Here is a 15597-nt window from a genome sequence, read left to right as displayed (position 1 = left end):
CGGCGATGGCCAGGCCGATACCGTGTGTCCAGTGTCGCCTCGGGTGCAGAGTCGCTGGATAGCGTGCGCCGTGGCGCTTGGGCTCACGGCCGCGGCCCCGTGCTGGGCGGCCGAGGACGAGCCCGCGCCCGCGCCCACGGGTGAGCGCCCCACCGAGACCGAGCCGCCCAAGACCCACGGGGCGCCCTCCTACAAGAAGGCCAAAGCCGCGTGGGCTTCGGGTGACATGGCCACGGCTGAGGTGTTTTACCGAGAGGGCATCGCGAAGGGAGGGCTCGCCCCCGACGAGGTGCTCGAGTCGTACGTTCGGCTCGGCACCGCGCGGCTCCTCCTCGGCCGCAAGGACCAAGCGCTCACGGCCTACCGCGCCGCGGCGGTGATTGACGACGCCTTCGACGTCCCCGCGGAGGGCGGCCCGCGCGCGGTCACGCTCGCCGACACGGCCAAGAAGGACATGGCCTCGGTCGGCTCGCTCGTGCTCGGCCTGAGCTGCCCGTCGCGCGCCAAGCCCGGGGAAGCCTTCACGGTTCGCGCGAAGGTCGACGACAACCACGCCCGCGTGCTCACCCGCGTGGGCCTCTCGGCGAAAGACGGCTCCACCGGGCGCGAGCTGTACTTTTCCGCGAAGTCCGCGCAGGCCGTCGAGTTCGAGATCCCCGCGAAGGCGGTGCTCCCCGGGAGCACGCTCGTGGTGCGCGTCGACGCGCTCGACAGCCACGACAACCGCCTCGCGTCGGCCGCGAGCCGCGTCGAGGTCAGCGGCACCAAGCCGGTCCCGCCACCACCGGTCGTGGCCAAGGCCAAGCCACCCCCGAAGAAAGAGCCCGTGGGATTCTTTCGCTCTCCCTGGACCTACATTGTGGGAGGCGCCGTCCTCGCGGGGGCCGGCGCCAGCGTTTTTCTGCTGACTCGCCCCACCGACGACGTGACGATTGGCGCAGTGTCCGTGCGAGCGCGCTAAGATGAACGAAAACGTGAGGCTCTTTTGGCTCAGGACGCACAGAGACGCAGTGGATATGCCCAGGCCGGCGCGGCGGTCGTGCGGGAAGAAGCGGCTGTGACCGATTCGTCCGGCGGCACGTACTTCCTTGGGCGCTACCGCGTCGTCGACGAGATCGGCATCGGCGGCATGGCCAGCGTGCACCTCGCGCGCATGGACGGGCCGGGCGGGTTTCAGCGCTGGGCGGCGATCAAGAAGATCCACTCGCACCTCATCGAGGACGACTCCTTCATCCAGATGTTCCTGGACGAGGCGCAGGTCGTCGCCCGCATCTCGCACCCCAACGTCGCGCAGGTGTTCGACCTCGGCAAGACCGAGGACACGTACTGGATCGCCATGGAATACCTCCACGGCGAGCCGCTCCGCGAGGTGATCCGGCGCACGGAGGAGATCGGCACGGCGATGCCCCCCGAGATCGCCTGCCGCGTGATCGCCGACGCCGCCGAAGGGCTGCACGCCGCGCACGATCTCACTGGGAAGAACGGTGAGCAGCTCAACCTCGTCCACCGCGATGTGACGCCACACAACCTCTTCGTGACCTACGACGGCATCACGAAGGTGCTCGATTTCGGCATCGCCAAGTTCAGCTCCCGCGCGGCGCACACGAAGGCCGGAACGCTCAAGGGCAAGCTCGCGTACATGTCGCCCGAGCAGGTGCACGGCGAGCAACTCGACCGACGAACCGACGTGTTCGCGCTCGGCGTCGTGCTGTGGGAGCTCACCACGGGCCGCCGGCTGTTCCGGATGGACAGCGATCTCGACACCCTCGCGAAGGTGCAGGAGTGCGACGTCCCCCGCCCGAGCGCGCTCATCCGGGGATACCCGATCGACCTCGAGAAGATCGTCATGAAGACGCTCTCGAAGGATCGCAACGAGCGCTTCAAGACCGCGAAGGAGCTCTCACGCTCGCTCCAACAGCTCCTCATGCGCCGCGGACTCTTCATCGCTAGCGACGAGGTGTCTCAGTACATGACGACGCTCTTTCAAGAGCGGATGAAGAAGCGGGACGAGCACCTCAAGTGGGCGTCCGAGGTCACACAGACCATCAACAAGGACGGCTCGCCCCCGGGCACCGCTCCGAAAGCCACAGACCGCGAGAGCTCCGACGTGCAAAACCGCAACCCCAAGCCCGCCCCCGCCGCCCCGATGGCCGCGCCGCGCACCGTCGACATTGGCTCCGGCCGAAGCAGCCACGCGAGCGGCGGCCCAGGCCCTTCCGCCGCAGGCCCAGGTCCTTCCATCGCGGGCCCGCCGCGCCCAGCCGCCCAGGCGCCCGCGCCTCCTCGCGCGCAGATCACGCATGACGTGCACCCGGCCGACGCGGACGGGCCAACCATCCAGGCCGACGTGAGCGAGGAGCCGCACCCCGGCGACGACCCGGCCACCATGATGGCGCTCGCGCCACCGGTGCACCCCACCTCGCCCACCGCACCAATGGGCGGGCCTCAAGGCCCCGCGCGGGCGTTCGCCGGCGGAGCGCCCCCGCGCCCGATGGGCCGGGCGGGCGCGGAGGAGGCGATCGTGCCGCCGGCGCCGCCCGAGTCGATCCCAACGCTCGACAGCCCCCTCGACGAGAGCGGTGAGCACGACCAAGACGACGCGACCATGGTGCAGATGCCCGGGGTCTCGGGCGCTTCTCCCGCGTTCCCCAGCGCGCTCGGGAGCCCGCTCGGCAGCGCGCCTCCGCCCCCCGCGGCGGGCGCGCCCCCTCGCACGGCCAAGGGCACCCTCCCCCTGAACCAGGTGGCCGACGCGCGCGCGACGGCGCCGCCAGCGCCCGACCCTGAGGCGGGCGAGCAGGCGACGATGGCGCTCGGCGCATCCAACAACCCCGCGTTCATGCTCGGCCTGTCGGGCGCGAGCTCCCCGATCGGTCCTCCCGACTTCCAGAAGCCGATGCCGGCCGCCGGCATGGCGCCGACCATGCAGGGGATGGGGCCCGCTCAGAACGCGGCGCTCCAAAGCCTCGGAATGCAGCAGCCCTCCGCGCAGGCCCTAGGCATGATGCAGACGGTGGGGCTCGCCCAACAGCCCAACCTCATGCAGGGAGGGATGCAGCCGGGCATGATGCAGCAGCCGGGCATGATGCAGCAGCCGGGCATGATGCAGCAGCCGGGCATGATGCAGCCGGGCATGATGCAGCCAGGCATGATGCAGCCGGGCATGATGCAGCCGGGCATGATGCAGCCGGGCATGATGCAGCCGGGCATGATGCAGCCGGGCATGATGCAGCCGGGCATGCAGGGCGGCGAGTTCCCGCAGCCGGCCCCGGGCCAGCCGTCTCGCATGGCCCCCACGGTCCCCGCGATGAACGGCGGGCGCATGAACATGGGCGGAGCCGTTGGCCAGTCCAGCGTCTCGATGAGCAACCCGACCGCCCCGGCGAAGAAGGGCGCCCCCATGTGGGTGATCGCCGCCATCTCTTGCGCCGCCGTGCTGCTTGTCGTGGCGATCGTCCTCGGAATCCTCTCACGCACCGCCGCTCCGGTGAAGCCGACCACGTCCCCGAGCGCCACCGTGGCGACGACCGAGCCGGTCGGTACGCTCCCCGCGGAGACGGCCACCGTCGCGCCCACTGTGGCCGCCACCGTCGCGGCAACCGCCGTCCCCACCCCAACCGAGACGGCCGCTCCCACCGCCCCTCCCAGCCCTCCCACCGCCGCCCCGACGGCTGCGCCCACCGCCGCCCCGACGGCTGCGCCCACCGCCGCTCCCACCACGCCGAAGGGACCCACACCCACGCCTGGTCCCGGGCCCGGACCTGCGCCCACCCCGACCGCCAAGCCCACCACGGCGCCCACGGCCGGCGGCCCAGGGCAGCTCACCGTCGTCTGCTTCCCGAAGTGCGAAGAGGTGCGCCTCGACGGCGCCGTCATCGCGACGGGCAACGTCTACAACCGCGCTGTCCCGTCGGGGAACCACGCGCTCTCCCTCACCGCCGGCGGCAAGAAGCGGTCGATGACGATCACCGTCAAGCCTGGAGAGCTGAAAGCCATCCGCGAGAGCCTGTGAGGGACCCCCGATGAGCGCCGCGCCTCTCTGGACCTCGGGCGCGTCCCGCGTGCGCGCGGCCGCGCGGTGGGGTGCGCTCGGCGTCGCGCTGACCGTCGGGCTCTCGTGCAGGGGAAACCCCGAGGTGACCTTCGATCTCGAGGTACCCCAGAGCGTCGCCGGTCAGACCGCTTGGTTCGAGATCGGCGCCTTCTCCGAGGGTTACTGCCAAGCCATCAAGCCGGTGATGGCGGCCGGGATGCCGCTCGACGGCACGGTGTTCCGAATGGCCTTCCGCAAGGGCAACGCCACGCCGCCCCCCGTGGGCGATCTCAAGAAGGGCGTGTACGCCTTCGCGGCGGTCGCCCGCGGTGAGGATTGCGGCGTCGTGGCCTCCGGCTGTGTCGAGGTCGACCTCGGGGTCGAGCGCGAGATCCGCGTGCCTCTCGACGTCGTGTCGACCCGCACGGGCGCGTGCGGCGCGGAGGCGCAGTGCTCCGCGGCCCGTTGCGTCCCCTCCCGCGACAGCACGAAGCTCGGCGCCGGCTGCTCGCTCGCGCTGCTCGGCGCCGGCCCGCTCGGCAACGCCCTGGCCGCGACCGGCGAGAGCGTCTCCGGGCCGGCCATCGCCCCTACGGCGGACGGCTTCCTGGTCGCCTACCGCGAGGTCGACAACGAGGGCAACGCGCGGCTCACGCTGCTCCCGCTCGACGCGGGCGGCGGCGCCCTCGCGCCCCTCGTCAGCCCGCGCCTCAACGGCGGCCTCGTGCGCGACTACTGCGCCGAGTCTGCCCCGTCGCAGACGGACAGCGCAGCGCTCCTCCTCGGCCCCGCAGGCGGCACCGTGGTGCTCTCGCATCCGCCCTGCGGGAGCCTCGGCGGCGTCGACGTATTCTCAACGGATCCAACGGGAATCATTACAGGTTTCGGCCGCTACGGTGCGCTAGGTGTCACGACCTCGCTGTCGCAGGGGCACGCGATCTACCAGAATGGGCCCACACCGGTGCTCGCCTACGTCCAGAACGGACAGGCCGGGGTAGCGTCGGTCGTGGGCGTCGATCTCGAGGGCGCGGAAAGGCACGGCAAGTTCGGCGGCGGCAACGCCACCGGCGCATGGATCGCAGGCGACAAGACCCTGTCGTTCTTGTCGCTCGGCGCCGGCGGGACCACGCCGCCTCCGCCGACGGGCGACGCCGGCGCCGACGCCTCCTCCGACGCAGGCCGCGACACGGGCGTGCCGACGACGCCGAAGGGCGGCGGCGTGCTGCGGCTCAAGTCGATCGACCCCACGAACGACCTCACGAAGCTCACGACCGCGGCGGCCGTCACCGTGACGGAGGGCGTCAGCTGGGCGTCGCTCGCCGTGGTGGGCAAGCGCACGCTCGTCATCGCCCCGTCCACGTCCGAGGGCTCGCCCGTCGATCTCTACGCCTACGACGGCGCGGAGCGCGTCGCGGACGCGTCCGTCACGGTAGAAGGCATCGGCGACGCCACGTCCGGCGACATCGCGATCAGCGGCGATCGCGCGCTCATCGCCGTGCTCCGGCGCGGGGAGGTGTCCCTGGTCGCCTACGACCGCGTCACCACCTCGCCGGTCGCGTTCGAGCCTCCCCACGCGGTGTCGTTCCTCCGCGACAGCCGGATCCCGTCGATCGCGAAGGTCGACGGCGGGAAGGTGGCGGTCGCGACCTCGGGCAACCGCGTCGCGGTCGCGTGGAGCACCGCCGGGCGCATCGACATCAACAAGCCGGTCGGCGGCTACGCCATCTTCGCGTGCGCCCCCTGAGACCACCGCGCGCTCGAGGCGGCGCGGGCGCGGTCCCGTGTGAGCTCACCATCGAGGCGCTCGCTCCGGGCGGCGCCGGGGTCGCCCACGTGGAGCGCGAGGGGCGGCGACGGACCGTGTTCGTCCCTGGCGCCGCGACCGGCGACGTGCTCTCGGCGGTCGTCGATTTCTCCCCCCGTCCCGCGCGCGGGCGCGTGCTGCGGGTGCTCTCGGCCTCGCCCGACCGCCGCGACGCAGCCGACATCCCGTGCCGCCACCTCGCGGCGTGCGGGGCGTGCGACTTCATGCACCTCACGCGCGCCGCACAGGAAGAGGCGCACCGGGCGTTCGTCCGAGGGAGCCTCCCGGCGCCCCTCGCCCACCACTCGCCCTCGACCGTGGCCGCCCCGAGCTCCACGGGCTACCGAACGCGCGCGCGGCTTCACGTCGTGGCCAAGCGGGGCCGTGTGGCGTGCGGTATGCACGCGCTGGGCACTCGGGAGCCCGTGCTGGTCGACGCGTGCGTCGTGCTCGACCCCAGGCTCGACGCGGCCCGCGCCGCCCTCCCCGCCCTCCTCGAGGGAGCGAGCGGCGACGGCGAGGCCCACATCGCGCTCGGACGCGCGCAGAGCGGCGAGCGCGCTCCGGTGCTCACCCTCGACTGGCGCGGTGAGCCGCTGCCGGCCGCCGTGTTCGCGCGGCTCGACGCGGCCATCGCGCGCGGCAGCCTCGCGGGCGCCGCCATCGCCTCGCCCGGAGCGCGCGCGGCGGCGAAGCTGGGGCAGGCGACCCCCGTCGCGCGGGGCGCAGACGGCGAGCCCCTCGACCTCGCGCTCGGCGGCTTCGCCCAGGCGCACGAGGACACCAACCTCGCGCTCGCCACCGCCGTCACGAGGGCCGTCGAGGCCCTCCTCGCGCAGGCCTCGTGCCCCGGCGACGGACGCGCCCTCACCGAGCTCTACGCGGGCTCGGGCAACCTCACCGTGCTCCTAGCCCGCCTCGCCCCCGGCCTGCTCGCGCTCGAGGCGCACGGCCCGGCCTGCGACGCCCTGCGCGCGAACCTCGCCCGGCGCGGGCTCAGGGCGCGCGTGGTGCAGGGCGACGCCGACGCCCACAAGTGGTCCCCCGCGACCCGCGTCGCCGTGCTCGATCCGCCGCGCACCGGCGCGAGGGCGGCCGCCGCGTCCTTGGCGAAATCGGCCGTCACGGGGATCGTGATGGTCTCGTGCGACCCGCCGACCCTGGGTCGCGACCTCGCGCTCCTCGCGCCGCGGTTCGAGCTCACGGAGCTCACGACCTTCGAGATGTTCCCCGAGACGAGCCACGTGGAGACCCTCGCTGTCTTGCGCCGACGCCGGCCGGGGAGAGAGCCCCCTCGAGGCGACACCGGCCCTCGATGAGCCGAGGATCGCACGCGCCGAGCCTCACGACGCTCGCCCGGCGTGCCCTCGCCGAGGTCTTCGAGGACACGCCTGGCTCCGACAGGGCGCCAGTGATCGTGTGCGCGGTGAGCGGCGGCCCCGACTCGATCGCTCTGCTCCACGTCCTGTCGCTCCTTGCCAAGGCGCGCGGCAGCCGCGTCGCGCCCTTCCAACTCACGGCGTGCGGCGTAGACCACGGCCTGCGCCACGCGGCCGCCGCAGAGCTCGCGCTCGCCCAGGGAGTGGCCGAGGGGCTGGGGGTGCCTTTCACGGTCCGCGAGGTGAGCGTCGCCACTGGCGCGAACCTCCAGGCGCGGGCGCGCGCCGCGCGGCACGAGGCGCTGCTCGCCGAGGCCGACGCGCGAGGCGGGCCGAACGCGCTGGTCGCCACGGCCCACCACGCCGACGACCGCGCCGAGACGTTCCTCCTTCGCCTCGCGCGTGGCGCCGGGCTCCGCGGCCTCGCGGTGCTCCCGCCGCGAGACGGCCGCCTCGTTCGGCCCTTGATTCGGGCGAGGCGCGCCGACGTCCTCACCCACCTCAGCCGGCACGGGCTCCCCTCGGCGGAGGACCCGTCCAACCTCGATCGCAGGTTCGCCCGCGCGCGCGTCCGCCACGACGTGCTGCCTGCCCTCCTGGCGCTGGACCCTCGGTTCGTGGAGCACGTGTGCGACGTATGCGATGAGCTCGCGCCTCTGCGCACCTCGCTCGCGGCACCTCCCGAAGGCCGCGAGGGCCTGGGGCGACGCCATCGGGAGGCCCTCGCACACATGGAAAAGCGTGCCGCCGCGGGGGCTGACGCTACAAAAATGGCCCTCCGGCTCCCCAACTTGCGCTCGGCGACCTATGATTCTTCGGCGGGTCGCGTGGCGATCCACTCGGCCAGCAGCGCCCCGGCGCCCCACCCCGAACCCGAAGTCTCCGGCTCGTCGCGTAAACTACTGTAAAGCCCCGAATCTGGGGTACCGTCCGCCGCCACACGCCATACTAAGAAGTCTTCCCCCTCGCCAGCCGCGGAGGGGGGCCCGCCCCGCCTCGAAGGGCCGCTACTCTCACCGTTCCTCTCGCAGACGAGGGCCGAGGTCATCGTGAAGCAATCGCACAAGACGCTTCTTCTCTGGGTCGTACTCATCTTCATGTTCCTCGCGATTTGGCAGTTCCTCGGGAACGCCGAGCGCAAGCAGGCCGTCGCCTTCAGCGAGTTCGTGTCCGAGGTCCACGCCGGCAAGGTGAAGGACATCCACATCAAGGACCGCGAGTTCATCTACACGCTCACCGAGGGTGATCCGCGGGTCGCCCAGAAGGCGACAACCGGCCCCCTCGCCGACGAGGCGCTCCTCGCCACGCTCAAGCCCGACGCGAAAGACGCCGCGGCCCCGAAGATCTACTTCGAGAAGGACGACAGCTCGCCGTTCTGGTCGAGCACCATCGTCACGCTGATCCCGATGGTCCTCATCGTGTTCATGTTCTTCCTGTTCATGCGCCAGCTCCAGGCGGGCGGCGGGAAGGCGATGAGCTTCGGCAAGAGCAAGGCGCGCATGCTCTCCGACTCACAGAACAAGGTGACCTTCGCCGACGTGGCGGGCGCCGAAGAGGCCAAAGACGAGGTCGAGGAGATCATCGCCTTCCTGAAGGATCCCAAGAAGTTCCAGCGCTTGGGCGGCCGCATCCCGAAGGGTGTCCTCATGATCGGCCCGCCGGGCACCGGCAAGACCCTGCTCGCGCGGGCCATCGCCGGCGAAGCGGGTGTGCCCTTCTTCAGCATCTCCGGCTCCGACTTCGTCGAGATGTTCGTCGGCGTCGGCGCGAGCCGCGTGCGCGACCTCTTCGAGCAAGGGAAGAAGCACGCGCCCTGCATCATCTTCATCGACGAGATCGACGCCGTCGGCCGGCACCGCGGCGCGGGCCTCGGCGGCGGGCACGACGAGCGCGAGCAGACGCTGAACCAGCTGCTCGTCGAGATGGACGGTTTCGAGGCGAACGAGGGCGTCATCATCATCGCGGCCACCAACCGGCCCGACGTGCTCGACCCCGCCATCCTTCGCCCGGGTCGCTTCGACCGGCGCATCACCGTGAGCCGCCCCGACGTGCGCGGCCGCGAGGCCATCCTCCGCGTCCACGCGAAGAAGACGCCCCTCGCCCCCGACGTGGAGCTCGACGTCATCGCGCGCGGCACGCCGGGCTTCTCCGGCGCGGATCTCGAGAACCTCGTCAACGAGGCCGCCCTGCTCGCGGCCCGTCAAGACAAGGACGCCCTCTCGATGATCGACTTCGAGATGGCGAAGGACAAGGTGTTCATGGGCACCGAGCGCCGCTCCTTGGTCATCAGCGACGAGGAGAAGTGGGCGACGGCCGTGCACGAGGCGGGTCACGCCCTCGTGGCCCTCGGCATCAACCACCACGACCCGGTCCACAAGGTCACGATCATCCCGCGCGGGCCGGCGCTCGGCGTCACCTGGTACCTCCCGAAGGCCGACCGGCTGTCATTCTCGAAGGACCAGGCCGAAGCGAAGATCGCCTCGGCGCTCGGCGGCCGCATCGCGGAGGAGGTCGTGTTCGGCCAGCTCACCGCGGGCGCCGGCAACGACATCGAGCAGCTCACCGAGCTCGCCCGCCGCATGGTGTGCGAGTGGGGCATGAGCGAGCGCCTCGGGCCGCTGGCCTACGGGAAGAAGGAGGAGCAGGTGTTCCTCGGTCGCGACTACGGCAGCCGCCAGCAGGACTACTCCGAGGAGACCGCGGTCTCGATCGACCAGGAGGTGCGTCGCATCATCCAAGCGCAGTACGACCGCGTCCGCACGCTCCTCACCGAGCAGCGCGAGAAGCTCGAGGCGCTGGCCAAGGCCCTCGTCGAGCGCGAGACCCTCGACGCCGAAGAAATCCAGGCGGTCTACGAAGGACGCGAGCTGCCCCAGCGCGAGCGCGTCATCATCCCCTCCTACGCCGACAAGGACCGCGCGGCGAAAGAGAAGCGGAAGGCGGCGAGCATCTTCGGCGGTCCCCCGAAGCCCGCGACCAGCACCTAGTCCCAAGCCTCTGACCGGAGGCCCTCCGGTTACGTCGACCTCCCCGAGGCCGAGCGCCGCCCCCGCGGCCCTCGGCCTCGCGCAGTTTTTTCGCCCACGAGACCGCCGGTGGACGTGCGGGGGACGGCCTCGTGAGGGTTGCCGTGCGTGCGCGGACTGGCTACCTTCCGGCCCTCAGAAGGAGCTCATCGTCATGTCCAAGAAGATCGCCATCAACGGGTTCGGCCGCATCGGTCGCTGCATCGTTCGCGCGCTGACCGAGCGCAAGATCGAGGACCTCGAGCTCGTCGCCATCAACGATCTCACGAACCCAGCCACGCTCGCGCACCTCTACAACTACGACACGGTGCACGGACGCGCGGAGCCGCGGGCGACCCCCGGCGAGGCGAAGCTCACCCTGGCCGGCAAGGACGTGCGCATCCTCGCGGAGAAGGACCCGAGCAAGCTCCCGTGGAAGGACCTCGGCGTCGACATCGTGCTCGAGTGCACCGGCCTCTTCGCCGACAAGGAGAAGGCGCAGGCCCACTTCGACGCCGGCGCCAAGAAGGTGCTCATCTCTTCGCCCGCGAAGGGCCACGACCTCACGATCGTCATGGGAGTGAACGAGGAGCTCTACGACAGCGCGAAGCACCACCTGCTCTCGAACGGCTCCTGCACCACGAACTGCCTCGCCCCGGTGGCGAAGATCCTCCACGCGGAGTTCGGCATCAAGCACGGCCTCATGACCACCATCCACTCGTACACGAACGACCAGGCGGTGCTCGACATCCCCCATCGCAAGGGCGATCTGCGCCGCGCGCGCGCCGCCGCGCAGAACATGATCCCTTCGTCGACGGGCGCCGCGAAGGCGCTCGCCGAGGTGCTCCCAGAGCTGAAGGGTAAGTTCGACGGCCAGGCGATGCGCGTCCCCACCATGGACGTGTCCGTCGTCGACCTCAGCTTCATCACGGAGCGGCCGATGACCAAGGACGCGATCCACGCGGCGATGAAGGCGGCGGCGGAGGGCCCGCTCGCCGGGATCCTCGGCTACACCGAGGAGCCGCTCGTCTCGAGCGACTACATCGGCGATCCGCGCTCGAGCATCTTCGACGCCACGACCACGCAGGTGATCGGCGAGACCTTCGGCAAGGTCATGGCCTGGTACGACAACGAGTGGGGCTTCTCGAACCGCATGATCGATCTCTCGCAGCTCGTCGCGAAGAAGCTCTGAGCGCGGCGCGTGGCTCACCGGGCGAGGCTGCGGCCTCGCCCGTGGTGCCGTCTAGATGAATAGTTTCAACGAATTACGGCGCCTCGGCGCCCACTGAGGTCGCGCCATGAGCCCGCTCGCAGGCATCAAGTCCATCAAGGATCTCCCCCTCGAGAACAAGACCGTGTTCATGCGCGTGGACTTCAACGTCCCGCTCGAGGACGGCGTCATCACCGACGACTCTCGCATCCGCGAGGCGCTGCCCAGCATCAAGCACGCGCTCGAGCGCGGGGCCCGGGTCGTGCTCGCGAGCCACCTCGGGCGCCCGAAGCCCGGCAAGACCGCGGGCCTCTCGCTCGAGCCCTGCGGCGTGCGCCTCGCGGAGCTGCTCGGCGTGGAGGTGCACCTGCCGGACGACTGCGTCGGCGACGCCCCAAAGAAGGTCGTGCACGACCTCCGCGCCGGCCAAGTCTGCCTGCTCGAGAACCTCCGCTTCCACCCGGAGGAGGAGAAGAACGACGAGGTGTTCGCGCAGAAGCTCGCGGAGCTCGCGGACGTGTACGTCGACGACGCGTTCGGCGCGGTCCACCGCGCGCACGCGAGCGTCGCTGGCATCGCGAAACACTTCCGCGACCGCGGCTGCGGCTTCCTGCTCGAGCGCGAAATCGCAGCGCTGGGCAAGCTCACCACCGCCCCGGACAGGCCGTACGTGGCCGTCCTCGGCGGCGCGAAGGTGTCCGACAAGATCGCCGTGGTCGAGGCGCTGCTCGACAAGGTGTCCACGCTCGTCATCGGCGGCGCGATGGCGAACACTTTCCTCGCGGCGCAGGGGAAGAACCTCCAGGCCTCGAAGATCGAGGCCGACAAGCTCTCCCTCGCGCGCTCGCTCATCGACCGCGCGAAGAGCAAGCAGGTCACGCTGCTCCTGCCCGACGACCTCGTGGTCGCGCAGAGCGTGGAGGCGTCGCGCGGCGACGTCGTCTCGGCCGACGCCGTGCCCGAGCACCACATGGCGCTCGACATCGGCCCGAGCAGCCTCGCGCGGTTCGCCGCGGCGCTCTCTGGCGCGAAGTCGGTCTTCTGGAACGGCCCCATGGGCCTGTTCGAGAAGGCGCCGTTCTCCGGCGGCACCTTCGGCCTCGCGCGCGCGATGGCCGAGTGCGGGGCGTTCACGGTGGTCGGCGGCGGCGACAGCGCCGCGGCCGTCTACGCAGCTGGCGACGGCATCGCCGAGAAGATGTCGCACATCTCGACGGGCGGCGGCGCCTCCCTCGAGCTCATCGAAGGAAAGCGGCTCCCCGGCATCGAGGCGCTCCGCGTCGCCGAGAGCGCGAGCTAGCCCCTCGACAGGCATCTGCAGCTCTAGACATCTAGCATTCACGCATTCACGCATTCACGCATTCACGCATTCACGCATTCACGCATTCACGCAGGGGGGCGCACTCGCGCACCGCCCCGCGCCCGCTCGCACCCGACGCACAGACCAAGGCACCGATGAACCCGAAGCGCACCGCCCTCATTGCAGGCAACTGGAAGATGCACCACGGAGGCGCGAGCGGTATCACCCTCGCCGCAGAGTGCGGGCTCCTCGCGAAGGCGGTGCCCCACGTGGAGCTGCTCGTCGCGCCGCCGTTCACGGTGCTCGCGGCGATCGCCCACGAGTGCGAGGGCACGGGCGTGCTCCTGGCCGCCCAGAACGTCCACGAGAAGGACAAGGGCGCCTACACGGGGGAGATCTCCCCGGCGATGCTCGCGGACGCGGGCTGCGGGTGGGTCATCCTCGGGCACTCGGAGCGTCGCCAGCTGTTCGGCGAGACCGACGAGGGAGTGGCCAGCAAGACCGCCGCGGCCCTCGCGGCGGGCCTCTCGCCGATCGTGTGCGTGGGCGAGACCCTCGCCGAGCGTGAGACCCACGAGACCCTCGCGGTCGTGAGCCGGCAGGTCGCCGCCGTGCTGTCGGCGCTCCAGGGCGCGAGCCTGCCCGTCGCCATCGCCTACGAGCCGGTGTGGGCGATCGGCACGGGCAAGGTCGCGGGCCCCGCCGAGGCGGAGGAGGTGCACGCGGCGATCCGCGCGCAGCTGGCGGGCGTGAGCGCCGAGCTCTCCGATCGCACGCGCATCCTCTACGGTGGGTCGCTCAAGCCCGACAACGCCGAGGCGCTGCTCACGTGCCCCAACATCGACGGCGGCCTCATCGGCGGTGCGAGCTTGGACGTGGCGTCGTTCGGTGCTATCGCCCGAGCGGCAGAAGGCATCGCCGCTCGGGGCCAGGGCTAGACCTCCCTCGCCTCCGGTACCCCGCCCCACCCCCCGCGACAGTCCTCGAGAACTCTTTTAGTGAACACTTTCCTCAGCATTATCCACGTGTTGGTTTGTGTCTTCCTCGTGCTGTTCATCCTCGTTCAGCAGGGCAAGGGCGGCGGCATGGGCGCGGCCCTCGGCGGCGGCGGCGGCGCGGCTCAGGTCTTCGGCGGGCGTGGCGCCGGCAACTTCCTCACGCGCGGCACCGGCATCTGCGCGGTCATCTTCTTCACGACGAGCGTGTCGCTCGCGTACCTGTCGTCCTCGGGAGACCACGCGCTGAAGGACCGCCAGGCCGCGGAGAACAAGAAGCGCGATGATCGTGGCTTCGCCCGCGGGAAGGACTCGGCGCCGACGCCGGCCTCGGCGGCCCCCTCGGCGCCGGCCCCCGCGCCCTCCAACTGATCCCCTCCGCCAACGACACGCCTCGCGTGAGCCTGGTGCGCGGAGGCCATCGGGACGTGAGCCGACCCGAGCTGTGGCTCGAGCTCGTTGGGGTCGCGGGCGTCCGAACGGTCGCGACCCTGGGCGTGCTCGCGACCGGCTTCCGCGCCATCTCCGACGACGACTACGCGCGCGTGGTCATCGCTGAGCAGTGGGTCGCGGCGCCGCGGCTCGACCCCAGCGGGACGAGCTGGCTCCCGTTCCCCTTCTGGGTCATGGGCGCCACCATGACCTTGCTCGGGCGCTCCCTCGCGACCGCGAGGCTCGCGTCGATCGCGCTCTCGATCGTCGCGGGCGTCGCGCTGCATGGCGCGCTCGTCGCCTCGGAGGTGCCGCGCCGGAGCCGCGTCGTGGGGCTCGCGACGCTCTTTCTCCTCCCGTGGACCTTATGGACCACCGCGGCGACGGTCCCCGAGGCCCCCACAGCGGCGTTCCTGGCCGCGGGTGTGCTCCTCGCGGCGCTGCCGGCGCCACGCGCCTCGGGGGCCACGGCGATCGCCGCGGGCGCCCTCACGTGCGCCGCGACGCTCTCCCGCTACGAGGCGTGGCCCGCGGCCGTCGTGGTCGCGGCGCTGCTCGCGCGTTCGGCGAGGTCCGCCGCGGGGGGCCAGCGCGCAGCCGTCGCCGCGGGCGCTCTCCTCGCGCTGGCGGGACCGTTCGGGTGGATGGCGTGGAACCAGGCCTCGCACGGCTCGGCCACGCACTTCGTAGCGCGTGTGGCGGGCTACAAGCGCGCGCTCGGCGGCCCGCAGCTCGGGGTGCTCGAGCGCGTGTGGGCGTACCCCGGGCTCCTGCTCGTTCATCTGCCGGAGACCTCCGCGCTCGGGGCGCTCGTCGCGTTCGCGTCCGCGGCGCGCTGGCGCGGGCGGCGCTCGTCGGTGACGCTTTCGACGCCGGCGCCGTTTGCGACCGCGTCGGTCGCGTGCGCGCTCGCGGCGACCGCCGTGGTCGCGTTCCTGGTGTACGGCAACCTCCGCGACGGCGCGCCGACGCACCACGCCGAGCGCGCGCTCCTGCCCGTCGCGTTCCTGCTCGTGCCCGTGGGCGTCGCCGAGCTCTTCGCCTCCGGCTCCCAGCGGCTCCGTCGCGGCGCCGCCCTGCTCGCGGGAGCCGCGGGGTTGCTCGCCCTGTCGCGGCTCGCCCATCCCCCGGGTGGGGGCGAAACGAGCCGGGCCCAGCAGGTGTCCGAGGGCGAGCGCTTGCGCGCGGCGGGCGCCCCCGCCATCCGCGTGGTGCCGTGTGCGTACGAGCATTTCGCGCTCGTCGCGGCCCACGCCGCGCCCGAGCGCGCGCTCATCCTCCCGCGTCGGCCCGGCGCCGCGCGGTGCCCCGAGGTGGCGCCCGCCGACGGCCCGCCGCCTCTGTAAAGAAGGCTGAATCTCCGAAGCTTCCGCGATCGCCGGTCGTCTACTCGCCAAGACCGAGCAAGGCACCCTGCACCAAACCCCGCCTGCCGGTCG

11 protein-coding genes are annotated in these 15597 nt (G+C 71.7%); all 11 read left to right on the top strand.

What is annotated here, in order from left to right:
* Positions 1-70 precede the first annotated feature (70 nt).
* The 11 genes from IPQ09_11395 to IPQ09_11345 all read left to right on the top strand — a co-directional run bounded on the left by IPQ09_11395 (position 71) and on the right by IPQ09_11345 (position 15504).
* On the top strand, positions 71-961 hold the full coding sequence (locus IPQ09_11395; protein ID MBL0194808.1) for a hypothetical protein: 891 nt from the start codon (positions 71-73) through the stop codon (positions 959-961).
* A 96-nt stretch (positions 962-1057) separates the two neighbouring features.
* Positions 1058-4012: a protein kinase gene (locus IPQ09_11390; GenBank protein ID MBL0194807.1), complete on the top strand. Its 2955-nt coding sequence runs from the start codon at positions 1058-1060 to the stop codon at positions 4010-4012.
* A 10-nt stretch (positions 4013-4022) separates the two neighbouring features.
* Positions 4023-5777 carry a hypothetical protein gene (locus IPQ09_11385; GenBank protein MBL0194806.1) on the top strand — a complete coding sequence of 585 codons (1755 nt, stop codon included), beginning with the start codon at positions 4023-4025 and terminating at the stop codon, positions 5775-5777.
* Entirely contained in the window at positions 5765-7156 is a 1392-nt protein-coding gene (locus tag IPQ09_11380) for a class I SAM-dependent RNA methyltransferase (protein ID MBL0194805.1), read from the top strand. Before IPQ09_11385 ends, IPQ09_11380 begins: the two co-directional genes overlap by 13 nt.
* Positions 7153-8124, top strand: coding sequence for a tRNA lysidine(34) synthetase TilS (tilS, locus tag IPQ09_11375; GenBank protein MBL0194804.1), 972 nt, complete (start codon positions 7153-7155; stop codon positions 8122-8124). The genes IPQ09_11380 and tilS overlap by 4 nt, the downstream gene beginning before the upstream one ends.
* A 189-nt stretch (positions 8125-8313) precedes the next feature.
* A complete protein-coding gene (ftsH, locus tag IPQ09_11370) occupies positions 8314-10203 on the top strand; it encodes an ATP-dependent zinc metalloprotease FtsH (GenBank protein MBL0194803.1) in 1890 nt (629 codons plus the stop codon).
* A gap of 193 nt (positions 10204-10396) precedes the next feature.
* Positions 10397-11413, top strand: a complete 1017-nt coding sequence (gap, locus tag IPQ09_11365) for a type I glyceraldehyde-3-phosphate dehydrogenase (protein MBL0194802.1) — start codon at positions 10397-10399, stop codon at positions 11411-11413.
* Positions 11414-11519: 106 nt separating this feature from the next.
* Entirely contained in the window at positions 11520-12731 is a 1212-nt protein-coding gene (locus IPQ09_11360) for a phosphoglycerate kinase (GenBank protein MBL0194801.1), read from the top strand.
* Between the two features lie 155 nt (positions 12732-12886).
* Positions 12887-13669, top strand: a complete 783-nt coding sequence (locus IPQ09_11355; protein MBL0194800.1) for a triose-phosphate isomerase — start codon at positions 12887-12889, stop codon at positions 13667-13669.
* Between the two features lie 60 nt (positions 13670-13729).
* On the top strand, positions 13730-14098 hold the full coding sequence (secG, locus tag IPQ09_11350) for a preprotein translocase subunit SecG (protein ID MBL0194799.1): 369 nt from the start codon (positions 13730-13732) through the stop codon (positions 14096-14098).
* A 56-nt stretch (positions 14099-14154) separates the two neighbouring features.
* A complete protein-coding gene (locus IPQ09_11345) occupies positions 14155-15504 on the top strand; it encodes a hypothetical protein (protein ID MBL0194798.1) in 1350 nt (449 codons plus the stop codon).
* Positions 15505-15597 lie beyond the last annotated feature (93 nt).

It is taken from the genome of Myxococcales bacterium (genome assembly GCA_016720545.1).
Classification (GTDB): Bacteria; Myxococcota_A; Polyangia; order Polyangiales; family Polyangiaceae; genus JAAFHV01.
This window is presented reverse-complemented; position numbering and strand designations above follow the sequence as displayed.